Origin of the sequence: Amycolatopsis orientalis (assembly GCF_000943515.2) — a bacterium.
Classification (GTDB): domain Bacteria; phylum Actinomycetota; class Actinomycetes; order Mycobacteriales; family Pseudonocardiaceae; genus Amycolatopsis; species Amycolatopsis orientalis.
The window spans coordinates 2,946,854-2,969,836 of the sequence record NZ_CP016174.1; the positions used below are offsets into that span (position 1 = coordinate 2,946,854).

At 69.6% G+C, this 22,983-nt stretch carries 26 protein-coding genes; 19 read left to right on the forward strand and 7 right to left on the reverse strand.

Annotated elements, in window-relative coordinates; genetic code table 11:
• Positions 1-3: 3 nt before the first annotated feature.
• The 7 genes from SD37_RS13110 to SD37_RS13140 are packed head-to-tail and all read left to right on the forward strand — an operon-like array spanning position 4 to position 5,132.
• Positions 4-414: a hypothetical protein gene (locus tag SD37_RS13110; RefSeq protein ID WP_037304102.1), complete on the forward strand. Its 411-nt coding sequence runs from the start codon at positions 4-6 to the stop codon at positions 412-414.
• A gap of 39 nt (positions 415-453) precedes the next feature.
• Positions 454-1,242, forward strand: coding sequence for a metallophosphoesterase family protein (locus tag SD37_RS13115; RefSeq protein WP_044854277.1), 789 nt, complete (start codon positions 454-456; stop codon positions 1,240-1,242).
• 27 nt (positions 1,243-1,269) lie between these two features.
• Positions 1,270-1,710 (forward strand): SRPBCC family protein, encoded by a 441-nt coding sequence (locus SD37_RS13120; protein WP_037304100.1) that lies wholly within the window; start codon positions 1,270-1,272, stop codon positions 1,708-1,710.
• Positions 1,711-1,724: 14 nt separating this feature from the next.
• Entirely contained in the window at positions 1,725-2,867 is a 1,143-nt protein-coding gene (locus SD37_RS13125) for an ArsA family ATPase (RefSeq protein ID WP_044854278.1), read from the forward strand.
• Positions 2,864-3,283, forward strand: a complete 420-nt coding sequence (locus SD37_RS13130; protein WP_044854279.1) for a hypothetical protein — start codon at positions 2,864-2,866, stop codon at positions 3,281-3,283. The genes SD37_RS13125 and SD37_RS13130 overlap by 4 nt, the downstream gene beginning before the upstream one ends.
• 15 nt (positions 3,284-3,298) lie before the next feature.
• Positions 3,299-4,258: an ROK family protein gene (locus SD37_RS13135; RefSeq protein WP_037304449.1), complete on the forward strand. Its 960-nt coding sequence runs from the start codon at positions 3,299-3,301 to the stop codon at positions 4,256-4,258.
• Between the two features lie 4 nt (positions 4,259-4,262).
• Positions 4,263-5,132, forward strand: a complete 870-nt coding sequence (locus SD37_RS13140; protein ID WP_044854280.1) for an NUDIX domain-containing protein — start codon at positions 4,263-4,265, stop codon at positions 5,130-5,132.
• An 18-nt stretch (positions 5,133-5,150) separates the two neighbouring features.
• Here SD37_RS13140 and SD37_RS13145 read toward each other — a convergent pair whose 3' ends face one another.
• Genes SD37_RS13145 through SD37_RS13155 form a run of 3 tightly spaced genes read right to left on the reverse strand, consistent with a single transcriptional unit; the run spans position 5,151 to position 7,583 of the window.
• Positions 5,151-6,293: a glutamate--cysteine ligase gene (locus SD37_RS13145; protein WP_044854281.1), complete on the reverse strand. Its 1,143-nt coding sequence runs from the start codon at positions 6,291-6,293 to the stop codon at positions 5,151-5,153.
• A 19-nt stretch (positions 6,294-6,312) separates the two neighbouring features.
• Positions 6,313-6,816: a hypothetical protein gene (locus SD37_RS13150; protein WP_044854282.1), complete on the reverse strand. Its 504-nt coding sequence runs from the start codon at positions 6,814-6,816 to the stop codon at positions 6,313-6,315.
• Positions 6,813-7,583: an alpha/beta hydrolase gene (locus tag SD37_RS13155; protein ID WP_044854283.1), complete on the reverse strand. Its 771-nt coding sequence runs from the start codon at positions 7,581-7,583 to the stop codon at positions 6,813-6,815. Before SD37_RS13155 ends, SD37_RS13150 begins: the two co-directional genes overlap by 4 nt.
• 214 nt (positions 7,584-7,797) lie before the next feature.
• Here SD37_RS13155 and SD37_RS13160 point away from each other — a divergent pair, with 214 nt between their 5' ends.
• Positions 7,798-8,559 carry a lysophospholipid acyltransferase family protein gene (locus tag SD37_RS13160; protein WP_044854284.1) on the forward strand — a complete coding sequence of 254 codons (762 nt, stop codon included), beginning with the start codon at positions 7,798-7,800 and terminating at the stop codon, positions 8,557-8,559.
• 20 nt (positions 8,560-8,579) lie between these two features.
• Positions 8,580-9,065: a polyadenylate-specific 3'-exoribonuclease AS gene (locus SD37_RS13165; protein WP_037304090.1), complete on the forward strand. Its 486-nt coding sequence runs from the start codon at positions 8,580-8,582 to the stop codon at positions 9,063-9,065.
• 139 nt (positions 9,066-9,204) lie between these two features.
• On the opposite strand, the gene SD37_RS13170 is transcribed toward SD37_RS13165, so the two are convergent.
• A complete protein-coding gene (locus tag SD37_RS13170; RefSeq protein ID WP_044854285.1) occupies positions 9,205-10,281 on the reverse strand; it encodes a 3-deoxy-7-phosphoheptulonate synthase in 1,077 nt (358 codons plus the stop codon).
• Between the two features lie 284 nt (positions 10,282-10,565).
• On the opposite strand from SD37_RS13170, the gene SD37_RS13175 reads away from it, so the two are divergent.
• Positions 10,566-11,591, forward strand: a complete 1,026-nt coding sequence (locus SD37_RS13175; RefSeq protein WP_044854286.1) for a 6-phosphofructokinase — start codon at positions 10,566-10,568, stop codon at positions 11,589-11,591.
• Between the two features lie 131 nt (positions 11,592-11,722).
• On the forward strand, positions 11,723-13,243 hold the full coding sequence (locus SD37_RS13180) for an amidohydrolase family protein (RefSeq protein ID WP_044854287.1): 1,521 nt from the start codon (positions 11,723-11,725) through the stop codon (positions 13,241-13,243).
• 95 nt (positions 13,244-13,338) lie between these two features.
• On the opposite strand, the gene SD37_RS13185 is transcribed toward SD37_RS13180, so the two are convergent.
• Positions 13,339-14,781 (reverse strand): aromatic amino acid ammonia-lyase, encoded by a 1,443-nt coding sequence (locus SD37_RS13185; RefSeq protein ID WP_044854288.1) that lies wholly within the window; start codon positions 14,779-14,781, stop codon positions 13,339-13,341.
• A 38-nt stretch (positions 14,782-14,819) separates the two neighbouring features.
• The gene (locus SD37_RS13190) at positions 14,820-15,290 is read right to left on the reverse strand and encodes a group II truncated hemoglobin (protein WP_083254958.1); all 471 of its coding nucleotides are present in this window, start codon (positions 15,288-15,290) and stop codon (positions 14,820-14,822) included.
• A gap of 104 nt (positions 15,291-15,394) precedes the next feature.
• On the opposite strand from SD37_RS13190, the gene SD37_RS13195 reads away from it, so the two are divergent.
• Positions 15,395-15,736 (forward strand): winged helix-turn-helix transcriptional regulator, encoded by a 342-nt coding sequence (locus tag SD37_RS13195; RefSeq protein ID WP_044854440.1) that lies wholly within the window; start codon positions 15,395-15,397, stop codon positions 15,734-15,736.
• Here SD37_RS13195 and SD37_RS13200 read toward each other — a convergent pair.
• Positions 15,730-16,038 (reverse strand): ArsR/SmtB family transcription factor, encoded by a 309-nt coding sequence (locus SD37_RS13200; protein WP_037304077.1) that lies wholly within the window; start codon positions 16,036-16,038, stop codon positions 15,730-15,732. The two genes, SD37_RS13195 and SD37_RS13200, sit on opposite strands and share 7 nt — an antisense overlap.
• A 164-nt stretch (positions 16,039-16,202) precedes the next feature.
• On the opposite strand from SD37_RS13200, the gene SD37_RS13205 reads away from it, so the two are divergent.
• The 7 genes from SD37_RS13205 (at position 16,203) to SD37_RS13235 (ending at position 22,942) form a co-directional block, all read left to right on the forward strand.
• Positions 16,203-17,423 carry a glycoside hydrolase family 18 protein gene (locus SD37_RS13205; protein WP_044854289.1) on the forward strand — a complete coding sequence of 407 codons (1,221 nt, stop codon included), beginning with the start codon at positions 16,203-16,205 and terminating at the stop codon, positions 17,421-17,423.
• A 42-nt stretch (positions 17,424-17,465) separates the two neighbouring features.
• Positions 17,466-18,131, forward strand: coding sequence for a DUF2461 domain-containing protein (locus SD37_RS13210; RefSeq protein WP_044854290.1), 666 nt, complete (start codon positions 17,466-17,468; stop codon positions 18,129-18,131).
• Positions 18,132-18,241: 110 nt separating this feature from the next.
• Entirely contained in the window at positions 18,242-19,666 is a 1,425-nt protein-coding gene (gene pyk / locus SD37_RS13215; RefSeq protein WP_037304072.1) for a pyruvate kinase, read from the forward strand.
• A gap of 396 nt (positions 19,667-20,062) precedes the next feature.
• Positions 20,063-20,962, forward strand: coding sequence for an acyl-CoA thioesterase (locus SD37_RS13220; RefSeq protein ID WP_044854291.1), 900 nt, complete (start codon positions 20,063-20,065; stop codon positions 20,960-20,962).
• Between the two features lie 463 nt (positions 20,963-21,425).
• Positions 21,426-22,343 carry a helix-turn-helix domain-containing protein gene (locus tag SD37_RS13225; RefSeq protein ID WP_044854292.1) on the forward strand — a complete coding sequence of 306 codons (918 nt, stop codon included), beginning with the start codon at positions 21,426-21,428 and terminating at the stop codon, positions 22,341-22,343.
• Between the two features lie 12 nt (positions 22,344-22,355).
• Positions 22,356-22,565: a DUF397 domain-containing protein gene (locus tag SD37_RS13230; protein ID WP_044854293.1), complete on the forward strand. Its 210-nt coding sequence runs from the start codon at positions 22,356-22,358 to the stop codon at positions 22,563-22,565.
• Between the two features lie 164 nt (positions 22,566-22,729).
• The gene (locus SD37_RS13235; RefSeq protein WP_044854294.1) at positions 22,730-22,942 is read left to right on the forward strand and encodes a hypothetical protein; all 213 of its coding nucleotides are present in this window, start codon (positions 22,730-22,732) and stop codon (positions 22,940-22,942) included.
• The last annotated feature ends 41 nt before the right edge of the window (positions 22,943-22,983 follow it).

Below are 22,983 nucleotides of genomic sequence, written 5' to 3' on the forward strand. Positions count from 1 at the left end.
CTTGTGAACCAGGCGCCGCCAGCTCTCGACATCGTCGACGAGACCTTCCTCGTGGTCCCGCCCTCCACCGTGGCCGCCGCTTTCGCCGATCCGCGATCTTGGTCACGTTATTGGCCGGACCTCGTTCTCGAGGTCTACACCGACCGCGGCGACGAGGGATTGCGCTGGACCGTGCGCGGTGCCTTGATCGGTACCATGGAGGTCTGGCTCGAGCCGGTACTCGACGGCACCTTGCTGCACTACTTCCTGCGCGCCACCCCCGCCGGCCCCGACGGGGAGCCGCTCGGCCTGGCACCGCGGGAGCTGCGCCGCGAGTTCGACCGCCGGGCCCGTGCCGCCAAGGCGATCGCGCTCGGGCTCAAGGAGGTCCTGGAAGACGGGCGCGAGCCCGGTGTCGGCCCGCTGGCCGGCTGAGCAGGGAAGTACGGCGCGGGGAAGTACAGGGGGAGCGGGATGCGGGTTCACGTGGTGTCGGACGTGCACGGCAACGCCGACGCGCTCAAACGCGCCGGTGACGGCGCCGACGCGCTGATCGTGCTGGGCGACCTGCTGGACTTCGTCGACTACCGCGAGCACGACAAGGGCATCATGGGCGCGCTGTTCGGCGCCGAGAAGGTCGGCGAGTTCGCGCGGCTGCGGCGTGAGGGCACTCGTGACGAGACCGTTGCCTTCTCGCGATCGTTGTGGGCCACTTTGGCCGATCCGGCGGCCGCGGTCGGCGAGGCGATCCTCGACCAGTACGCCACCCTGTTCGGCGCGCTCACCGCGCCGACCTACGCGACCCCCGGCAACGTGGACGACCCGTCGCTGTGGCCCGAGTTCGCCGGGGACGGCATCCAGGTCCTCGACGGCGAGGTCGCCGAGTTCGGCGGCCTGCGGTTCGGGTTCGTCGGTGGCGCGCTGCTCCCGCCGAACGTGGTGCCGCGCCGCAACGGCTTCTGGCGGCCGTACCTGCGCACCCGTGAGGAGTACGACGTCGCCGTCGGCGCGCTGGAGAACGTCGACGTCCTGTGCACGCACATCCCGCCCGCCGTGCCGGAGCTGACCTACGACGTGGTCGCGCGACGGTCCGAGATCGGGTCGGCGGCGCTGGTGGACCTCGTCCGCGAGCAGCAGCCGCGGTGGTCGGTGTTCGGGCACGTCCACCAGCCGCTGACCGCGCGGACGAGGCTCGGCAGGACCGAATGCCGTAACGTCGGTCACTTCAAAGAGACGGCACAGCCGTACGTGCTGCGCTGGTGACCGCCGGTCCCGGCTAGAGTTTGGGTCATGGCCGAGCAGTCCACGCAATCCATCGAGGTCGACGCCGAGCCCGAGCGGGTCATGGCCGTCATCGCCGACTTTCCCGCGTATCCGGAATGGGCCAAGGCCGTCCGGGAGACCGAGGTGCTCGGCGAGGACGGCGAAGGCCGCGCCAAGCAGGTGAAACTCACCCTCGACGCCGGGCCGATCAAGGACGTCTACACCCTTGAGTACGACTGGGACGCCGACGGTCAGGGGGTCAGCTGGCACCTGGTCAAGGGTCAGATGCAGAAGGCCCAGAACGGCCGCTACGCCCTCGAAGCGCTGGGCGGTGGCCGCACCAAGGTGACGTATACGCTGTCCGTCGAGCTGGCGCTGCCGATGATCGGGCTGCTGCGCCGCAAGGCCGAGAAGATGGTCATGGACACCGCGCTCAAGGAGCTCAAGAAGCGCGCCGAAGCGTCCTGAGTCGAAGGGTAGGCATGCGGATCCTGCTGTTCACCGGCAAAGGGGGTGTCGGCAAGACCACGCTGGCCGCGGCGACGGCGGCCGCACTGGCCGGCCGGGGCAGGAAGACGCTCGTGGTCTCGACCGATCCCGCGCATTCCCTCGCCGACGCCTTCGGCCGCCCGCTCGGCGCCGAACCGTCCGAAGTGGACACCCTGCTGCACGCCGCCCAGATCGATTCCCGTGGCCTCGTCGACAGCACCTGGCGTGAACTCCGGCAGGAACTGCAGTTCGCGCTGGCGGGCGCCGGACTCGACTCGCTCGACGCCGAAGAGCTGACCGTGGTGCCCGGCGTCGACGAACTGCTCGCCCTCACCGAGGTCCAGCGCCTCGCCGAACACGGCCCGTGGGAGACCGTCGTGGTCGACTGCGGCCCGACAGCGGAGACCCTGCGGCTCTTGGCGTTACCGGAAGCGGTTTCCGGGTACCTGACGAGGATGTTCAAACCCGGCGCGCGGCGGACGGCGGCCGCGGTGCGGCGGCTCGGCGCACATCTCGAGTCGCTGCGGACCCTGCTCACCGATCCGGCCGTCACCACCGTGCGGCTCGTGCTGACGCCGGAACGCGTCGTCGTCGCCGAAGCCCGCCGCACACTCAGTTCCCTGGCCCTGCGCGGGATCGGAGTCGACGGCCTGATCGTCAACCGGCTGATGCCCGCGCCCGGGTTCTGGCGCGGCGCCGCGGCTTCGTGGATGCGGACCCGCCGTGCGCAGCAGAACGCCGTCCTCGCCGAACTCGCGGCCGCCGGATTCGGGCCGGACGAGGTGAAGCCGGTCGAACATCGTGCCGTCGAGCCGGTCGGCCTGGAAGCCCTGCAGGAAATCGCGTACGAGCTTTACCGAGGCCTGGATCCCTTGACCGGCAACGGAAAAGGGGTCACCCCGCTGCTGCAGGTGTCCGAATCGGACGAGGGTTACCGGCTGCGCGTCGCCGTGCCGCTGCACCGTGATTCCGAAGTGGACCTGGCCAGAGTGGACGATGATCTCGCCGTCACCGTGGACGGTTTCCGGCGGCTGATCGCGCTGCCGGAGATGTTGCGCCCGTGCCGGATCACCGGTGCGGAATCCGACGCGCACGGCCTGGTCGTGAGCCTGGCCGGGAACCGGGGACCCGGGTGAGCGAGTACAGCGAGAACACCGGAACAGAGCGGCTCAGCCTGACCGAAGAGATCCGCCTGCTGGTCGAACTGGTCGTCGAGCACGCCGCGCCGTGGCTGGAGGGCCTCGTCTCCGCCGGGCACGGCTGCACCGAACACGAGCCGGACGGGTGGTGCCCGCTCTGCGCGATCGTCGAGGTCTTCCGCGGTGAGCGGCCCGAGTTCGTGGCCCGGCTGATGGAGCAGGCGGCGCAGCTCGTCGCGCTGCTGCGGGCGGTGCTCGCGGACCGCTGGGAGCCCGAGGGCGGGGTGCACATGCCGGGTTTCCAGCCTGCGCGGAAGGAGCCCGCGCGGGAAGATGCGCCGGTGGGAGCTTCGCGGGTCCAGCACATCGCGGTGACCAAACGCGACGCTTGGCAGCCGGATCGGGAGAACTGAGTGCTGACGGTAGGGGTGGACGTCGGGGGTACGAGTGTGCGCGCCGGCGTGGTGGACGAGCACGGCTCGCTGATGGACACCGCCAGGGTCGGCACCCCCGGTGAGGAGGACGCGCTCGAAGACGCCATCGCCGGGGTCGTCGAGGACCTCCGCAACCGGCACGACGTCTCCGGCGTCGGACTCGCGGTCGCCGGGTTCGTCGCGAAGGACCGGCGGACGGTGATGTTCGCGCCGCATCTGGCGTGGCGTGCGGCGCCGGTCGCGGAACGGATCGAGAAGCGCGTCGGCCTCCCGGTGACGCTGGAGCACGACGTGAACGCGGCCGCGATCGGCGAGTACCGCTTCGGTGCCGCCCGCGGCGCCCACGTGGGCGCGCTGATCGCGCTCGGCACCGGGATCGGCGCGGGCCTGCTGCTCGACGGCAAGATCTACCGGGGCGCGTACGGCGTCGCCCCGGAACTCGGGCATCTGACGGTCGTTCCCGGCGGGCGGGCCTGCCCGTGCGGGAAGTACGGCTGCTGGGAGCGGTACTGCAGCGGGACGGCGCTGGCCGCGACGGCGGTGGAGCTGCTCGCGCGGCACCCTGGCCGGTCGACCGTGCTGGCGCGCGAGACCAGGGGAGACCCCGGTTCGGTCACCGGCCGCCGGGTCGCCGGTGCCGCCCGTGACGGCGACCCGATCGCCCAGCGCGCGATGACCGAGCTGGGAAAGTGGCTCGCCGAGGGACTGGCGCTGGTCGCCGACGTCTTCGACCCGGAGATCATCGTGATCGGCGGCGGGGTGTCCGAATCGGCGCCGCTGTTCCTCGACGAGGCGCGGGAGCGGTACGCGGGCAAGATCACCGGGGCCGGGCACCGGCCGCTGGCCCGGATCCGCACCGCGCATCACGGGGACGACAGCACGATCGTCGGCGCGGCGGCGCTGGCCGCCGACGCGGCGAAGGCTCCCGTCGCCGAGGTCGGTGTGACAGGCTGAGGCCGTGACCAGGCAGGACGGCAACGGCTTCGTGAAATGCGATTTCGGGCATCTTCACTGGGGCGTGAACGGTGCCGCCGGACTGCTGCTGTCCGATCCCGCGCGCGGCGTCCTCCTGCAGCGGCGGGCCTGGTGGGTCCATCACGGTCGCACCTGGGCGCTGCCCGGCGGCGCGGTCGAGGCGGGGGAGAGCGCGCGGGAGGCGGCCACCCGCGAGGCGCACGAAGAGGCCGACATCCCGCCAGCCCGGGTCCGCCCGCTCGCGGCGTCGCTCGTCGACCACGGGAACTGGCGCTACACCACGATCCTCGCCGCGCCGATCGGCAGGCTTTCGGCCAGGGTGAAGAGCGCGGAGAGCGCGGAACTGCGGTGGGTCCACGCGGGAGAGGTCGCGGACTTCCGGCTCCACCGCGACTTCGCGGTGGCCTGGCCGGGATTGAGGGAACAGGTGGATCGCAGGCTGGTACTGGTGGTCGACGGCGCGAACGTCGTCGGATCGCGGCCGGACGGCTGGTGGCGTGACCGGCGCGGGGCGGCGGAACGGCTGCGGGACAAGCTCGCGACGCTGGCCGCGACCGGGTTCGCCGATCCGGCGCTGCCCGGCGGCGGGGACTGGTCGTGGTGGCCGAAGATCGTGCTGGTCGTCGAGGGCAAGGCGCGGGGAGTCGCGGCCGTGCCCGGGGTCGAGGTCGTCGACGCCGAGGCCGACGGGGACTCTCGGATTGTCGCCGTCGCCCGCTCCGCCCGCGCCGAAGGCCCGGACGACCACGTGGTCGTGGTGACAGCCGATCGCGAACTGCGCTCCCGCGTCGAGGCCCTGGGCGCTTCCACCCTGGGGCCCGGCACCCTGCTCGGTCACCTCGATCGCGTTTAGCCCGCTAAACGCGACGTGTCAGGGGCGCGCGATCCTCCCGTCCCGCATCTCCGCGATGAGCGAAGCGACGACGGCGCGCAGACTGCCCTTGTGCTGCTTCGCGACCGCGCGCTGACGCAGGTAGCTGGGACCGTAGCGCAGGATCGTCTCCACCGACCGCAGTTCGTCGGCGCAGTCCAGCCGCCGGGCCACCGGTTCGAGCCGGTCCAGCAGGTCCAGGGTGTCGTCGGTGACGAGCCGCTCGGTGCCCGCGGCGTCGAGGATGACGATCGCGTCGACGCCGTAGCGCGCCGCGCGCCACTTGTTCTCCTGGACGTGCCACGGCGGCAGCGTCGGCAGGATCTCGCCGTCGTCGAGCCGGGTGTTGAAATCCTCCACGAGACACTGCGTCAGCGCCGCGATCGCGCCGACCTCCTCCAGCGTCGGCAGCCCGTCGCACACCCGCATCTCGATCGTCCCGAAATGCGGGGCGGGCCGGATGTCCCAGCGGATCTCGGAGAAATGGTCGATCACGCCCGTGGTGAACATGTCGTCGACGTAGCTCTCCAGCTCGGTCCACTTCCGGAACTGGAACGGCAGCCCGGCCGTCGGCAGCTGCTGGAACATCAGCGCGCGGTTCGACGCGTACCCGGTGTCCTCCGCGCCCCAGTACGGCGACGACGCCGAAAGCGCTTGCAGGTGCGGCGCGTAGTTGAGCAGCGCGTCCAGGATCGGCAGGGCCTTGTCGCGGTGTTCGACGCCGACGTGCACGTGGACGCCGTAGATCAGCATCTGCCGTCCCCACCACTGGGTCCGGTCGATGAGCTTGGCGTACCGCTCCTTGTCGGTGACCTTCTGCTGGTACCACGTCGAGAACGGATGCGACCCGGCCGAGAACAGCTCGACGCCCAGCGGGTCGAGCACCGAATGCACGACGTCGAGCGAGGCGTTGAGATCGGCCTTGACCTCGGCGATCGTGTCGCAGATCCCGCTGATCACCTCGATGGTGTTGAGCAGCAGTTCCTGTTTGATCTTGGGATGCTCCTCCGCGCCGTCGGGACGGACGGCGTCGAGCACCTGCTCGGCGACCGACGACAGTTCACCGGTCCGCCGGTCGACGAGGGCGAGTTCCCATTCCGCGCCGACGGTCGACCGGCGCGAGGGACAGAAGTCGATCTTCATGATCGAATTGTCCGGCAGCTCAGACCTGCGCGCCGTTGTGCGGATCCGCGCCGGGCGGCGGCCCCTGGCGGACCCGCAGGAGGAGCAGGGCGATCGCGGTCGCGAGGGCGAGGATGCCGAGCGGAGTGCCGAGGCGTGTGCCCATGCCGATCAAGGTGGGCGCGATCAGGAGCAGCAGGCCGAGCAGGAAGAACAGCAGGACGACGAACGCGCCCTTGCGCGGTCGCGGCAGAGGAGGCGGCTCGGGCGGCACGAAATGGCCCTCGTCGTCACCCGGCCCGGCCGGATCGTCCTCGAAGAGGGTCTTGTCCCAGCTGGTGCCACCGCCCCGCCAGCCCGGTTCGGGCTCGGCCTCCGAAGGATCGGGCCGGGGTGTCTTCTCCGCCGGCTTCTCCTTGGTCTTCTCGGCGGGCTTCTCCAGATCCGCGTCCGGGAACAGGCCGACGCCCTCCGCACGGAGGTCGGCCACGATCTCGGCGAACGTCGCGTCGACGTCCTCCGGCCCGTCCTTGCCTCTGCTCATCCGGCGTCCACCTGTCCCGCCCGGCGCACGGACCGGGCGAAGTCCACCGTACGCGTGAAGATCAGGCCCGCGTCGTGGTCTTGGGTGGCCACATGGAAGCTGTTCTCCAGCACCACCTCGGTGACGTCCGCGCTGCTGATCCCGTCGAGGATGATCCGCGAGTTCAGCGGCTCCACCACGTGGTCGACGGCCGAATGCAGCAGGAGCACCGGCTGGGTGACCTTGCCCAGCTCCGGCCGCACGACGGCCCACAGCCTCGCCAGGCTCGCGGCCGCCCGCACGGGCGTGCGGGGATAGGCCAGCTCGGTCTCGCCCGGCTTGGCGATGTCGTTCGCGATCGCCTTCACCGACGGCACCATGTTCGCCAGCAGCGGAAGCAGTTTCGTGTCCAGCCCGCGGCGCATGATCGACGGGTTCACGAGCACGATCCCGGCGATCCGGTCGCCGAACTCCTCGGCCAGCCGCAGGGTCAGCGTCCCGCCCATCGACAACCCGGCGACGAACACCGAGTCGCAGGTCGCGAACAGGGCCAGCAGCTCTTCGCGGACCGCGCCGTACCAGTCCTCCCAGCCTGTCCGGTTCATGTCCTGCCAGCGGGTGCCGTGGCCGGGAAGCAGCGGGCAGCGGACCGTGTAACCGGCCTCGGCCAGATGGTCGCCCCAGGGCCGCATACTCGCGGGGGTGCCGGTGAAGCCGTGGCACAGCAGGAACCCTGCTTCGGTCGAACCGGTGTGAGCGAACGGTTCCGCGCCGGCGAGGACGGCCATGCGATCGCCTTCCGTGAGAGCTGGGTAGGTCTCCTATGTTCGCACGAGCGGAGCGGCTTGTGGGCCCCCGCTCACATCGCAAATCGGCCCGGACCGGGTGTGAGATCCGTCGCCCGGTGCGGGTAACCGGGTGGACTTCGTTGTGCCGGGGGTGCGCGGTTCGTAGTCTTGACCATCGGGCGCGGGGGCTGAGCTGCTAGGAGGAGTTTTCGCAGTGCTGTACTGGCTCATGAAACACGTGTTTATCGGGCCACTGCTCAAGGCGCTGTGGCCCACCAAGGTGGTCGGTGCGGAGAACATCCCCGAGCACGGCGGCGCGATCCTGGCGGGCAACCATCTCGCGGTGGCCGACTCCTTCTTCATGCCGCTGCGCGTCAAGCGCAAGGTGACCTTCCCGGCCAAATCGGAGTACTTCACCGAAAAGGGCTTCAAGGGCCTCCTGAAGAAGTGGTTCTTCACCGGCGTCGGCCAGTTCCCCATCGACCGTTCCGGCGGCAACGCCGCACAGGCCGCGCTCGACACCGCGACCCGGCTGGTCCGCGAAGGCCACCTCCTCGGCATCTACCCCGAAGGCACCCGCTCCCCGGACGGCCGCCTGTACAAGGGCAAGACCGGTGTCGCGCGGATCGCGCTCGACTCCGGCGGCGTCGTCGTCCCGGTGGCCATGATCGGCACCGACAAGGTCAACCCCATCGGCTCGAAGATGTGGTGGCCGCGCCGCCTGGAGATCCGCTTCGGCAAACCGCTCGACTTCTCCCGCTACGAGGGCCTCGCCGGCGACCGCTTCATCGAACGGTCCATCACCGACGAGATCATGTACGCGCTCATGGAGCTTTCCGGCCAGGAGTACGTCGACATCTACGCCGCCAAGGCGAAGGAACTGCTCGCCGCGGAAGAGGCCGGGATCCAGCCGAAGGTGCCCGCGCAGCCGTCCGCCCACGACGTCGCGCGTATCCCGGACACCAAGGTCGGCTGAGGCCCCACTAGGGTTCTCCGGTGCGCTTTTTCTACGACACCGAATTCATTGAGGACGGCGTGACCATCGATCTGGTGTCGATCGGTGTCGTGGACGAAAGAGGACGCGAGTTCTACGCGGTCTCGACCGATTTCGATCCCGGCAAGGCCGGCCCCTGGGTCCGCGACAACGTGCTCCCGAAACTCCCGTCGCCCGCCGACCCGGCGTGGCGCAGCCGCGAGAAGATCCGCGAGGACCTGCTCGAGTTCTTCGGCAAGCCGCCCGGCGGGATCGAACTGTGGGCCTGGTTCGCCGCCTACGACCACGTCGCGCTGGCGCAGCTGTGGGGTCCGATGCCCGCCCTGCCGCGTCAGCTGCCGCGTTTCACCCGTGACCTGCGGCAACGCTGGGAGGACGCGGGCAAGCCGAAGCTCCCGGCTGCCCCGGACGACCAGCACGACGCCCTCGCCGACGCGCGGCACAACTACCAGCGGTGGCAGATCATCGAGTCCTACTGGCACCGGTAAGAGGCGTCTCGCGCGCCGTCCCCCCCCTGCGTCAAGTGTCATGAGGGGTCCCCATAGGACAAATTTCGTCCTATGGGGACCCCTCATGACATCGGCGAGGCCGTCCGGCAGGGAGCCCCGCACCCGCCGGACGTTCAATTCACCGGCGTGAGTCGACGGCTTCCGCCAGTGTGTCCAGCAGCTCGGCCGTCGTCTCCCATCCGAGGCACGCGTCAGTGATCGACTGCCCATAGGTGAGCGAAGCCGCGTCGCCCAGCGTCAGGTCCTGCCGCCCCGGCACCAGGAAGCTTTCCAGCATCAGCCCGGCGATGCCCCGCTCACCGGCACCGATCCGCCCGGCGAGTTCCCGCACCACCGAAGCCTGCCGTACGTGGTCCTTCGCGCTGTTGCCGTGGCTCGCGTCGATGATCACGCGCTCCGGCAGCCCCGCCTTCGCCAGCCGCGCCAGCGTGTCGGCCACCGTCGCGGGGTCGTAGTTCGGCCCGGCCGCGCTGCCGCGCAGGATCACGTGGCAGTCCTCGTTCCCGGCGGTGGTGATCAGCGCGGCGAGACCGTCGGGGTTGATACCGGCGAACACGTGGCTCGCGCCCGCCGCGCGGGTGGCGTCGACGGCGACCTGGACGTCGCCCTCGGTCGAGTTCTTGATCCCCACCGGCATTGACAGCGCGCTGCACAGCTGCCGGTGCACCTGGCTCGCGGCGGTCCGGGCGCCGATGGAACCCCAGGTCACGGTGTCGGCGATGAACTGAGGGGTGATCGGGTCGAGGAATTCGCAGCCGACCGGCAGGCCCAGCGCGGAGACGTCGAGCAGCAGTTTGCGCGCCATCCGCAGGCCGTGGTTGACCTCGTAGGTGCCGTCGAGGCCGGGGTCGTTGATCAGGCCCTTCCAGCCGAGGGTGGTGCGCGGCTTCTCGAAGTAGACGCGCATGACGATGTGCAGGTCACGGCGGTGTTCTTCGGCCTTCGCGGCGAGGCGGCGGGCGTAGTCGAGCGCGGCGTCCGCGTCGTGCACCGAACAGGGCCCGACGACGACGAGGAGCCGGTCGTCCCGGCCGTCGAGGATGTCGACGGCCGAGGCCCGCCCGGCTAGGACGGTCTCGGCGATTTCTTCCGTCATCGGATGCTCGTGCCGCAGCATCGCGGGCGACAGCAGCGGGTTGATGGCCGCCGTGCGGTGGCCGTCGAGGGCGATGAGGGTGTCGGCGGAGGGAGACATCGCGGGTCTGGTTCCTTTCGAAAGGGATACCGACCCGCGGGAACTCGCCGAGCCGGTGTGATTCCGGCTCGGGGTGGTTCGTCAGCGCAGGTTCACGCCGCCGTGCCCACCCGGGGCCGGCTTCGTAAACCAGAAATAGCGCTGCACGACGCCAAGCTAGCACATCGCCGCCCGCGGACCGATTCCCGAGGTGGTCCGCCCTGCACCGATCCAGAGAACTGCCGCTACGCTGGCGTCGGGACATGTGACTGTCATCTCTACGGAACACAAGACGGAGGCTTCTGATGCGTGTCGGTGTGCTGACCGGCGGTGGCGACTGCCCGGGGCTCAACGCGGTGATCCGCGCTGTGGTGCGCAAGGGCATCGAGGTGCACGGCTGGGACATCGTCGGGTTCCGCAACGGCTGGAACGGTCCCCTCACCGGGGACAGCCGCCCGCTCGGCCTGAACGACGTCGAAGACATCCTCACCCGCGGCGGCACGATCCTGCGCTCCTCGCGGACCAACCCGTACAAGGTCGACGGCGGCGTCGACAAGATCAAGGCAGTCCTCGCCGAGCAGCAGGTCGACGCGCTGATCGCGATCGGCGGCGAGGACACCCTCGGCGTCGCGAAGCGGCTCACGGACGACGGCGTCGGCGTCGTCGGGGTGCCCAAGACGATCGACAACGACCTCGGCGCCACCGACTACACCTTCGGCTTCGACACCGCGGTCTCGATCGCCACCGAGGCCATCGACCGGCTGCACACCACGGCCGAGTCCCACCACCGCGCCCTGGTCGTCGAGGTCATGGGGCGGCACGCGGGCTGGATCGCGCTGCACTCCGGCCTGGCAGGCGGCGCGAGCGTGATCCTGGTGCCGGAGCGGCACTTCAACGTCGACCAGGTCGTCTCGTGGGTCGAGCGCCGGTTCGAGAAGGAGTACGCGCCGATCATCGTCGTCGCCGAGGGCGCGCTGCCCGAGGGCGGCGAGGAGAAGCTGCTGACCGGGGAGAAGGACGCCTTCGGGCACGTCCGGCTCGGCGGCATCGGCACCTGGCTGGCCGACGAGATCGCCGCCCGCACCGGCAAGGAGTCCCGTGCGGTCGTGCTCGGGCACGTCCAGCGCGGCGGCACCCCGACGGCCTACGACCGCGTGCTCGCCACCCGGTTCGGGCTCAACGCGGTCGACGCCGTGGCCGACGGCGACTTCGGTGTGATGGTCGCGCTGCGCGGCACGGACATCGTCCGCGTCAAGCTGGCCGAGGCGACCGCCGAACTGAAGACCGTCCCGGTCGAGCGGTACGAAGAGGCCGAAGTCTTCTTCGGCTGAGCGGTGTTTCAGGAGAAGGCCCCTTACTCCGTGCTGAGCTCGGGTAAGGGGCCTTCGCCGACCTTGCGGCGCCGACCTCGCGACGAGTTGAATCGGCCACCTGGGGGTCTGGGTGGAAAGGCGGGGTTCTCATGGCCGAAACGGGATCCAGCAGACGCGAGTTCCTGAAATGGCTGGCCGCGAGCGGCACCGGGGCGGCACTCGCCGGACTCCTTCCCGGCACGGCCGCGGCGGACGCGGAGGAGATCGTCGTCATCACACGGGTCACGTTGATCGACGGCACGGGTTCGGCTCCGCGATCGGACGTCTCCGTCGTCCTCGTCGGCGATCGGATCGCCTGGGTCGGCGATGCCCGGCAGATCCCGGAAACCGGGGCCGCGCGGACGATCGACGGTCGCGGCAAGTACCTCGTCCCGGGACTGTGGGACATGCACACCCACGGCGCGGACCTCGAGGAGATCGTCCCGCCGCTGCATCTGGCCCACGGCGTCACGGGTGGCCGCGAGATGTGGGGATACGCGGAAAACCGCGCGACCCGGGACAAGATCGAACGCGGTGAGCTGCTCGGCCCGCGGCTCGTGGTGGGGAGCGGCATCGTCGACGGGCCGGTGACGCTGCTGGGGCCGCCGGTGATCCAGGTGTCGGCCGAAGCCGAGGCACGGGCGGCCGTCCGCGCGGAGAAGGCGGCGGGCGCCGCGTTCGTCAAGACCTACTCCTACCTCGGCCCCGAAGCCCTGCGCGGGATCGCGGACGAGGTTCGCGCCCAAGGGCTGCGGTTCTCCGGGCATTGGCCGTACAAGGTGTCCCACTTCGAGGCGAGCGATCTCGGCCAGCACAGCTTCGAGCACTTCTTCGGGGTGTCCATCCACTGCTCGTCCCGGCGCGACGAGCTCCTCGCCAGGCTGAAGGCGACGCCGTTCGACCCGGCCGCGCCGCGCGATTTCTTCAACCTGGCGCGGAAACTGGAGTTCGAGTCGGTCTCCGCGTACAGCCCGAGCGCGGCCTGGTCCTACTTCGGCAGGCTGCGGCGCAACGGCACCTGGCATTCGCCGACGCTGACGATCAACCGGGTCGTCACGCAGCCCGCCGAGACCCACCAGCGGGACCCGCGGCTGAAGTACATGCCCGCCGACATCCGCGAGAGCTGGGCCGTGGGCATCGAAAGGTTCGCGCCGAAGACGCCGTCGGACATCGCGCTGCAAGAGCGGTACTACCAGGAGACGCTGCGGCTGGTCGGCGCCGCGTACGACGCCGGTGTCGGGATCATCGGCGGCACCGACTGCCTCAATCCGTACACCTTCCCCGGCAGCGGGCTGCACGAGGAACTCGCCTTCCTGGTCGAAGCCGGGCTTTCGCCGGTGCAGGCGTTGAAGACCGTCACGGGTGACGCGGCGAAGTTCCTCGGCCGGGAGCAGACGTCGGGCACGATCGCGGTGGGGAAGGAGGCGGATCTCGTGCTGCTGGACGCGAATCCGGCCGCCGACATCCGCAACGTCGCGAAGATCGACCTGGTGATCACGCGGGGCCGTGTCCTCGACCGGACGACGCGACGCCGGATGCTCGACGCCGTCGAGACCGCCGCGAGCCGCCCGCCGGCCACGGTCACGAGCGCGCGGATCCAGTCCCTCGCCCGCCGAGGTTGCTGCTGCTGAACCCCCCACCCCTCGCGTTTCGTCCTCTGGATGCGGTAGTTGCGCGTGCAAGGAACGCGTCCAGAGGACGAAACGCAGGGGGTCAGAACCGGGAGTCAGATGAGTGCGAGGGTGTCCAGGAGGGACACGGCGCGCGCGATGTCCTCGGTGAGCGGCCGGTCCTCGACGCTCGGGTCGAGTACGGCCGCGGCGGCCTCGTAGGCGTCCCGGGCGGGCAGGGCGACGAGGTCGGCCTTCCGCATCCGCAGCGCCCGGACGGCCGCGACCAGTTCGCACGCCAGCACCTGCTGGTACGCCGTCCCGGCCGCGGTCGCCGCCCGCGCGGCCTGGGTGGAGAAGCTCGCGTGATCCTCGATCCCGCGGGAGACGACGGCGGTGCCCAAGGTCGCCGGGAGCGCGGCCTGCCGCAGTTCGGTGAGCGCGTCGTGCGCGACGTACTCCAGGATCATCACACCCGAACTGCCCGAGGGCCCGGCCGCCAGGAACGGCCGCAGCCCGGTGAACTCCGGCTCCACCAGGTCGCCCAGCCGGGCGACCGACAGCTCGGCGACCTGGTGGATGGTCGCGCGCACCTGGTCGAGCGCGGTCGAGACGTACGCGGTGTGGAAATGCGCGTGGTGATAGGCGTCCTGGTGCACGGTCGAGATCATCGGGTTCTCGGTGCTGGCGTTGATCTCCACCGCGAGCACGTCGCGCAGGTAGTGGATCGCGTCCAGCGCGGGGCCCTGCACCTGCGGGAACGCCCGGAGCCCGAACGGGTCCTGGATCCGCCGCCCCGGCCGGGGCGTGCCCTCCATGCCGAGCAGTCGCCGCATCTCCGCCGCGCACGCGACCTGCCCGGCGTGCGGCCGGGCCTCGTGCACCGGGGTCGCGTAGGCCTCCGGGTTCCCGTCGAGCGCGATGTAGGTCAACGCCGCGACGACGTGACTCGCCCGCGTCAGGGTGTCGAGCCGCATCGCCGCGAGGGTCGCCTCGGCCAGCGTCGCGGCGTTGCTGCTCATGAACGCGAGCGCGTCACCCGCCTGTACCGGGACGGGAGGCACGTGCCCGGCCAGCCAGGGCCGTTCGCCGGTCAGGGCGAGCGCGGTCTCGGCGAGCGGCGCGAGATCGCCGGTGCCGATCGCGCCGAGCCGGTGGACCAGCGGCAGCGCCCCGGTCCGGACGGCGTCCGCCAGCGCCCCGATCAGCTCGGGGCTGAGCCCGGACCGCCCGGCCAGCAGCTGGTTGAGCCGGATCAGCATCATCGCCCTGGTCTGGCCCGGGGACATGACGTCACCGCTGCCGCCGGCGTGACTGCGCAGCAGCCGCAGGCCGTGATCCGGTGACTCGCCCTCGCCGACCGGATCCTCCTTGTTGGCGCCGACGCCGGTGGTGCGGCCGTAGACGATCCGCCGCGTGCTCAGTTCCGCGGCGAGTTTCCACGCGCTCTCGGCCGAGCGCAGCGCGGCGATCGAAACGTCTATTCCCAGCGGCCCCTCGGTGTGCGCGGCGGTCACGACGTCCGCGCAGCGCAGGGTCCGGCCGTCCACGCGGATCACGGCGGCCTCCTCTCATGACCGCCCCACTATGACCGCCGTCAGTCCGACGGCGGCTGCCAGGGCGGCCGGTTGCCCCAGTCCCACTTCGGCATCGGCTCCGGGACGGTGACCTCGCGGCCGGGCTGCGAGAACATCACCGCGAGCCGGCTGCCCCATTCGACATAGGCGGCGAACGCGGAGCGGAACTCCGGGTCGGCCGGGAGCCCGGCCTCGTCGGCGGCGTCGAAGAGCAGGTTCACCCAGCGACGGCGCTGCTCTTCGGTGATGCCCTTGCCGAGATGGCGGCCGACCATGTGCCGGTGCCCGCCGTGGTCGTGGCTGTAGGTCTCCGGTCCGCCGAAGACCTCGGCGAGCCAGATCGCGACGTGCTCGGGGTGGCCGGGGTCCATGTCGCGGAAGACCGGCTCCAGCAACGGGTCCTTCAGGACGTGGCCGTAGAAGAGGCGGGGCAGCCGCCGCAGGGCGTCCATCCCGCCCGCCCATTCGTACAACGTCGGCGTCTCGGTCACGTAGTGTCCTCCCAGCGGCGATGATCTTCCGGTCCGGCAAGGCAACCATCCGGGAACGCTCCGGACAACCGCTTACTTTTCGGTGCGTACCAACGGGAGTGACGATGAAGCGGTATCACTGCGCGGTCGAACTCGCCGTCGACGTCCTCGGCGGCAAGTGGAAACCGGTGATCCTGTCGCATCTGAAAGAAGGCGTGCACCGGTACGGCGAACTGCGGCGCCGGATGCCGGGGGTCAGCGAGAAGATGCTGACCCAGCACCTGCGTGAGCTGGAGGCGGACGGTCTCGTGCGCCGCGAGAGCCTGGACGGCCGGGTGCCGCGTGTCGAGTACCGGCTCACCGAGCAGGGGGAGCGGTTACGCCCCGCGCTCCAGGCGCTCTACGACTGGGGGATCCAGCGCGCGGCCGACACCGGCATCACGTTCGAGCCGTTACCTCTTCACTGACTGTCTTCGTCCAGGTGCCGTTCGAGCGCGTCGATCCGCCCTTCCCAGAACCGGCGGTACGGCGCGAGCCAGGCGTCGACCTCCGCCAGCGGCTCCGGCCGGAGCCGGTAGCACCTCCGCTGCGCGGCGACGCGGACGGTGACCAGACCGGCCTCGCGTAGGACACGTAGGTGCTTCGACACGGCCGGTTGGCTCAATTCGAGGACCTCGACCAGCTCGTTGACCGACCGTTCGCCGTCGCGCAGGAGGTCCAGGATGGTCCGACGGCGCGGTTCGGCGAGGATCTCGAAAGTCTGCATCATCCGGGAAATGTGCCCGGTGCGGCATATTTCCGTCAAGGAATGTTCGAAAATGTCCATCCGAAAGTCTTGGTCTGAACCATTGACGGAGTGGTCTAGTCCACTTAATTTGTGCGTGTCCCGCCGCAGTCCTCTCGTCACCGGTGGTGACGGTGAAGGGAGAACGCATGTCCCGTCGGAGCAAGTTCACCGCGATCGCGGGTGCGGCGGTCGTCGCACTGGGCGCGCTGGCCGTGGCCGCACCGGCCCAGCAGGCGAGCGCCGCGCCGGAAGCGCGGGAGGCCTCGGTCGGCAAGGTGCTCGGGTACTTCGCCGAATGGGGCGTCTACCAGCGCGACTACCATGTGAAGAACATCGACACGTCGGGTTCGGCGAGCAAGCTGACCCATATCAACTACTCGTTCGGCAACGTCACCAATGGCGGTTGCGCGCTCGGTGACGCCGAAGCGGCGACGAGCAAGTTCTACGACGCGGCCTCCAGTGTGGACGGTGTCGCGGACTCCTGGGACACGGGCGCGCTGCGCGGGAACTTCAACCAGCTGAAGAAGCTCAAGGCCAAGTATCCGAACCTCAAGGTGCTGTGGTCCTTCGGTGGCTGGACCTGGTCCGGCGGCTTCGCCGAGGCGGCGAAGAACCCGGCCGCGTTCGCGGACTCCTGCTACAACCTGCTCAACGACCCGCGCTGGGCCGGGGTCTTCGACGGCATCGACATCGACTGGGAGTACCCGAACGCCTGCGGTCTCTCGTGTGACACCAGCGGCGCGGCCGCGATCAAGAACCTCGCGCAGGCGCTGCGGGCGAAGTTCGGCTCCCAGCTGGTCACCGCCGCGATCACCGCGGACGGTACCGACGGCGGCAAGATCGACGCCGCCGACTACGGCGGCTCGTCGCAGTACTTCGACTGGTACAACGTCATGACCTACGACTACTTCGGCGCCTGGGCCGCGCAGGGCCCGACGGCCCCGCATTCGCCGCTGACCGGCTACGCGGGCATCCCGACCGCAGGCTTCCACTCCGACGCGGCGATCCAAAAGCTCAAGGGCAAGGGCGTCCCGGCGGGCAAACTGCTGCTGGGCATCGGCTTCTACGGCCGCGGCTGGACCGGTGTCACCCAGGAGGGCCCGGGCGGCACCGCGACCGGTCCGGCGGCGGGCACCGAACCGGGCATCCAGGACTACAAGGTCCTGAAGAACACCTGCCCGGCCACCGGCACCGTCGCGGGCACCGCGTACGCCAAATGCGGCAGCGACTGGTGGAGCTACGACACCCCGGCGACCATCGGCGGCAAGGTCGCCTACGCGAAGGACCAGGGTCTCGGCGGCGCCTTCTTCTGGGAACTGTCCGGTGACACGGCCGACGGCGAGCTGATCACCGCGCTGGCCAAGTAAGCCCCACGCGAGTCTGTCGGTGGTGAGCATTACGGTCACCGCATGGGTTTCGAGGGTTTCGGCGAGTACGCCATCGACTTCTACGACGGACTCGAGGCGGACAACTCCAAGTCCTACTGGGACGCGAATCTCGCCACCTATCAGGCCGACGTCCGCGGCCCGATGGAAGCGCTGCTGGCCGAACTGGTCCCGGAGTTCGGCGACGGCTTCGGCGAGGGGAAGGTCTTCCGGCCGTACCGCGACGTCCGGTTCGCCAAGGACAAGACGCCGTACAAGACCCATTGCGGCGCGGTGATCGAGCAGGGCCGCGGCGGCGGCGCCTACTACGTCGAGGTCGGCCCGGCGGGCCTGCGCGTCGGCGGCGGCTGCTTCCACTTCGAGTCCGATCAGCTCGCCCGCTTCCGCAGGGCCGTCGACACCGAGGTCCACGGCGCCGAGCTGGCCAAGCTCCTCGCGAAACTGGAGAAGGCGGGCTGGGAGATCAGGGGTGATCGCCTCAAGTCGAAGCCGCGCGGGTTCGCCGAGGACCACCCCCGCATCGACCTGCTGAGGTATCGCTCGGTGTATGCGGTGCGGGTCTGGGAGCCGGACGACGTCCTGCACGAGCGGGGCGCGCTCGACCGGGTGCGGAAGGCGTGGCGGCAGGTCCGGGCGTTCAACGAGTGGGCGCGGGACCGCGTCGGGCCGAGTGAAAAGCCGCGCCGATAACCGGTGAACATTGTTCGGTGGTTGTCATTCGGCCAGGTGAACTGACACTTTTCTTGAACTTTCGGTATCGGTAAAGACGGATCCTCGGTGAGGGACTACGCTGTGCGAACGTGAGCCGACGCGCGAAGATCGTTTGTACCCTGGGCCCCGCGACCGCTACGCCGGAGAAGATGCGGCAACTCGTCGACGCCGGGATGGACGTCGCGAGGATGAACTTCAGCCACGGGACGCACAGCGACCACAAGCAGGTCTATGACCTCATCCGGTCCGCCGCCGCCGAATCGGGCCGTGCGGTGGGCATCCTCGCCGACCTTCAGGGGCCGAAGATCCGTCTCGGCACCTTCGCGGGCGGGCCGGTCGAATGGCACAACGGCGACATCGTGCGGATCACCGTCGAGGACGTCGCGGGCACCCATGACCGGGTCTCGACCACCTACAAGGGACTCGCCGACGACGCGAAGCCCGGGGACCGCCTGCTGGTCGACGACGGCAAGGTCGGCCTCGTGGTCAAGGAGGTCGACGGCCCGGACGTCGTGTGCGAGGTCACCGAAGGCGGCCCCGTCAGCAACAACAAGGGTGTCTCCCTGCCGGGTATGGACGTCTCCGTGCCGGCGCTGTCCGAAAAGGACATCGAGGACCTCGAGTTCGCGCTCGAACTCGGCGTGGACTTCATCGCGCTGTCGTTCGTCCGCTCGCCCGCCGACATCGACCTGGTCCACCAGGTGATGGACCGCGTGGGCAAGGGCCGCCTCCCGGTGGTCGCGAAGATCGAGAAGCCCGAAGCGGTCTACAACCTCGAAGCCATCGTGCTGGCCTTCGACGCGGTGATGATCGCCCGCGGCGACCTCGGCGTCGAACTCCCGCTGGAGCAGGTCCCGCTGGTGCAGAAGCGCACCATCCAGATCGCCCGCGAGAATGCGAAGCCGGTCATCGTCGCGACGCAGATGCTCGAATCGATGATCAACAGCTCCCGCCCGACCCGCGCGGAGGCCTCGGACGTCGCCAACGCGGTGCTCGACGGCGCGGACGCCCTCATGCTCTCGGGTGAGACCAGCGTCGGCCGCTACGCCATCGAGGTCGTCCAGACCATGGGCCGGATCATCGAGGCCGTCGAGACCGACTCGCCCGTCGTGCCGCCGCTGTCGCACGTCCCGCGCACCAAGCGCGGTGTCATCTCGTACGCGGCTAGGGACATCGGCGAGCGGCTGAACGCCAAGGCGCTGGTCGCCTTCACCCAGTCCGGTGACACGGTCCGGCGGCTCGCGCGGTTGCACACGCGGCTGCCGCTGCTGGCCTTCACGCCGGAGGAGAGCGTCCGCAGCCAGCTCGCGATGACCTGGGGCACCACGACCCGGATCGTGCCGAAGGTCGGCTCCACCGACCAGATGATCCAGCAGGTCGACCACGCGATGCTCGAAATGGGCAAGTACGCCAAGGGTGACCTCGTGGTCATCGTCGCCGGTTCCCCGCCGGGAACGGTCGGCTCGACCAACCTCATCCGGGTGCACCGGCTCGGCGAGGACGACCACGCCTGACGTCGGTCACCTCACGCGCGTGTCATGAGGGGTCCCCATAGGACGAAAAGTGTCCTATGGGGACCCCTTATGACGTTCCGCAGCCTCGGCTGTGCCATGAAAGGTCCTTTCCTTGCAAATTTCGCAAGGAAAGGACCTTTCATGGCGTCCTTCCCCCTCCCCTCGGCTCAGCCGGGGAAACTCGCCCTTCACACCTTGCCGAGACACCGGCATCGTGCCGCCCAAGTCTCGTGAGTGGTAATGACGGTTAGAACCGTCATTACCACTCACGACAGCCCGCGCTCCCTCCCAACCCGGACCACGGAAGCCCACCCGACAAGTCCCGAAGGTGGCCTTCGCGACAAACGTCCCGCCTGACGGAGGCCCAGGGCACCCTTACGGCCTAAAGTCCATGACATGACTGAGATGGCCAGGGAGGCCGCGGCCGGATTCGACAGCACCGGCGGAGTGGGCGGTCAGCCCGTACTCGACCGGCTGGTCGCGCTGCTGGACTTGGAGAAGATCGAAGAGAACATCTTCCGCGGCGTCTCACCCGCCCACTCGCCGGTGCGGGTGTTCGGCGGGCAGGTCGCGGGGCAGGCGCTGGTCGCCGCCGGCCGCACCGTGCCCGAGGAGCGGAAGGTCCACTCGCTGCACGCGTACTTCATCCGCGGCGGTGACCCGAGTGTCCCGATCGTCTACGAGGTCGACCGGATCCGCGACGGCCGTTCGTTCACCACCCGCCGCGTCGTGGGCATCCAGCACGGCAAGGCGATCTTCTCGCTGTCCGCGTCGTTCCAGAAGGACGAGGGCGGCATCGAGCACTCCGAAGCCATGCCGGACGTCCCGGACCCCGAGTCGCTCCCGACGCTGCAGGAGCGCGCCGAGGGGTACTTCCTCGGCCATCACGACCGGCCGCGCCCGATCGACCTGCGGTACGTCAACGACCCGCCGTGGGTGACCCGGAAGTCCGGGGAGCGCCCCGCCAGGAACCAGGTCTGGATGCGGGCCGACGGCAAGCTCCCGGACCAGCAGCTGCTGCACGTCTGCGTCCTGACCTACGCCTCGGACATGACCCTCCTGGACTCCGTGCTCGCCCGGCACGGCGTCTACTGGGATCTCGACAAGGTGATCGGCGCGAGCCTGGATCACGCGCTGTGGTTCCATCGCCCGTTCCGGGCCGACGAGTGGTTCCTCTACGACTCCGCGTCGCCGACGGCGTCGGGCGCTCGTGGTCTGGCCACCGGACGGTTCTTCGCCGCGGATGGAACGCATATCGCCACCGTCGTGCAGGAGGGCCTTCTTCGAGTGGTGTGAACGGTGACGTTCCGCATCGAAGAGGCGCGTTGTCCACCCTTTAGAGGGAATGGCGAAATGAATTAACCTCTGGTGCCAGAGTATTAAGCAAAGGCCGCGGAGATAAAGGGAGGGCCGGAACCGATCGGGGGACGGCTCCGGCCCTGCACCGGGGGTGAATCCGGCTTCGACGGGTACCCTTCCGGGAAACCCATCGGTGCAGCTCGCGGCCCCGCGCCCGTGCCGCGAGCGGATCCGCGACCGCCGATGAGGCGGGCGAACCGCGGTGCACATTGCTCAACCTACAACGGCAATCTGCAAATTGCAGGATGAAAGACGGGCCGGGCCGGAAAATGGTGGTGTGACCATCTCACCGAATGTGTCTCGGGCTGGTTAGATGTGCATCGTGCGAGGATCGTCGAACACTGTTCTCCTCGCCGCGTCCCGATCGGTGTAGCTCGGACAGCTTTGTGGAGGTGCCGTGATGACGAGGGGTCAGGGACCCACCGTGCGCCGCCGGAGACTGGCGAGCGAACTGAGGCGGCTGCGCGAGGCGGCCGACCTCACCATCGACGAGGTGAGCGAGAAGCTCGAATGCTCGGCGTCGAAGGTCAGCCGTATCGAGACCGGGCACGTCGGGGTCACCCCGCGCGACGCGCGCGACATGCTGGAGCTGTACGGCATCGCGGGTGACGAGCAGGAAGCGCTCGTCCAGCTCGCCAGGGAAGCCCGCAAGCGCGGCTGGTGGCACGCGTACAACGAGGTGTTCACCGGCACCTTCGTCGGCCTGGAGGCGGACGCGAGCTCACTGCGGGCGTTCCAGGCGCTGCTGGTGCCGGGGCTGCTGCAGACCGAGCGTTACGCCAAGGCGGTGATCCGGGCGATGCGGCCCGACGCCGAGGACGCCGAGATCAGGCGCCGGGTGGCGGCGCGGATGGCGCGACAGGAACTGCTGACGGATCCTTCGCCACCGGAGTACTGGGCCGTGATCGACGAGGCGGTCCTGCACCGCACGGTCGACGGGCCCGAGGTCATGGCGGAACAGCTGTACCGGATGGTCGCGCTGGCGGGTCAGCCGAACGTGACCGTCCAGATCGTGCCGTTCGGCGCGGGCGCCCATCCCGGGATGGAGGGCCCGTTCCTCATCATGGGCTTCCCCGAACTGGCCGACACCGACGTGGTCTACGTCGACAGCACCTCCAGCGGGCTCTACCTGGAGGAACCCCCGGACGTCCGGCGATACGCGTTGATGTTCGACCATCTCCGTGCCGCCGCGTTGAAACCGGACGACTCGGTCGAGGTGATCGCCGAGGCCGCCGGGAGGTTCGCCGAACAGGCGGCCCTCCCGAATGCACCGCAGTATCGAGACCTCGGTGTGCTCGAGGTCCCTGGAAACAAGTAAGGAGTGGGGAGCATGACGCCCAACGATGATCTTTCCCAGGCCCGGTGGCGCAAGAGCAGCCATAGCGGTGGCGGCAACGACTGCGTCGAGGTCGCCTTCACCGGTTCCGGTGCCGCGCTGAGGGACTCGAAGGACCCCGAGGGAGGTGCCATCCGCCTCTCGCCGCACGCTTGGCAGGGGCTGCTCGGCGCCGTCCGCCCGAGTGGCCCGGCACGCGACTAGAGACGCTGGAAGTCGACCCCTTACGCCCCCCGAGCAGGGGATGGGTGGGAGTAAGGGGTCGAACTACGTCCGGGTGTAGGTGATCACCCGATGCCGCGAGGCACCCCTCAGGACGAATCTGGTCATTACCAAACGAGGTAGTGAAGTCCTAAGGGGAAACAGTGATGAACAGCAACGACGCCCTCCTCACCGGCGTACTGGCCGAGATCGAGTACCGGCGGGAAGCGCTGCAGCGAGCGGGCCGCAGCGTATGGGTCGACAGGGCCCGCCGGGCGGGCAGGCGGATCCGCGCGCAGCGCGCCGAGGTCCAGCTCCCGGCCCAGCAGCGCCGCGAGGTCGGGCAGCTGCCCGCCCGCAGCGGTGAGATCACCCGGTAGAGGTCGAGTGCGATGAAGCTCTCGGCGAAAACACAGGCGAA

Bases quoted from the DNA above. Each gene is read 5' to 3' on its own strand.
- SD37_RS13230 (WP_044854293.1), top strand. From the start codon at position 22,356: ATGACGCCCAACGATGATCTTTCCCAGGCCCGGTGGCGCAAGAGCAGC.
- SD37_RS13220 (WP_044854291.1), top strand. From the start codon at position 20,063: ATGACTGAGATGGCCAGGGAGGCCGCGGCCGGATTCGACAGCACCGGC.
- SD37_RS13175 (WP_044854286.1), top strand. From the start codon at position 10,566: ATGCGTGTCGGTGTGCTGACCGGCGGTGGCGACTGCCCGGGGCTCAAC.
- SD37_RS13125 (WP_044854278.1), top strand. From the start codon at position 1,725: ATGCGGATCCTGCTGTTCACCGGCAAAGGGGGTGTCGGCAAGACCACG.
- SD37_RS13195 (WP_044854440.1), top strand. From the start codon at position 15,395: ATGAAGCGGTATCACTGCGCGGTCGAACTCGCCGTCGACGTCCTCGGC.
- SD37_RS13155 (WP_044854283.1), bottom strand. From the start codon at position 7,583: ATGGCCGTCCTCGCCGGCGCGGAACCGTTCGCTCACACCGGTTCGACC.
- SD37_RS13120 (WP_037304100.1), top strand. From the start codon at position 1,270: ATGGCCGAGCAGTCCACGCAATCCATCGAGGTCGACGCCGAGCCCGAG.
- SD37_RS13200 (WP_037304077.1), bottom strand. From the start codon at position 16,038: ATGATGCAGACTTTCGAGATCCTCGCCGAACCGCGCCGTCGGACCATC.
- SD37_RS13115 (WP_044854277.1), top strand. From the start codon at position 454: ATGCGGGTTCACGTGGTGTCGGACGTGCACGGCAACGCCGACGCGCTC.
- SD37_RS13235 (WP_044854294.1), top strand. From the start codon at position 22,730: ATGAACAGCAACGACGCCCTCCTCACCGGCGTACTGGCCGAGATCGAG.
- SD37_RS13170 (WP_044854285.1), bottom strand. From the start codon at position 10,281: ATGTCTCCCTCCGCCGACACCCTCATCGCCCTCGACGGCCACCGCACG.
- SD37_RS13145 (WP_044854281.1), bottom strand. From the start codon at position 6,293: ATGAAGATCGACTTCTGTCCCTCGCGCCGGTCGACCGTCGGCGCGGAA.
- SD37_RS13225 (WP_044854292.1), top strand. From the start codon at position 21,426: ATGACGAGGGGTCAGGGACCCACCGTGCGCCGCCGGAGACTGGCGAGC.
- SD37_RS13150 (WP_044854282.1), bottom strand. From the start codon at position 6,816: ATGAGCAGAGGCAAGGACGGGCCGGAGGACGTCGACGCGACGTTCGCC.
- SD37_RS13210 (WP_044854290.1), top strand. From the start codon at position 17,466: ATGGGTTTCGAGGGTTTCGGCGAGTACGCCATCGACTTCTACGACGGA.
- SD37_RS13205 (WP_044854289.1), top strand. From the start codon at position 16,203: ATGTCCCGTCGGAGCAAGTTCACCGCGATCGCGGGTGCGGCGGTCGTC.
- SD37_RS13180 (WP_044854287.1), top strand. From the start codon at position 11,723: ATGGCCGAAACGGGATCCAGCAGACGCGAGTTCCTGAAATGGCTGGCC.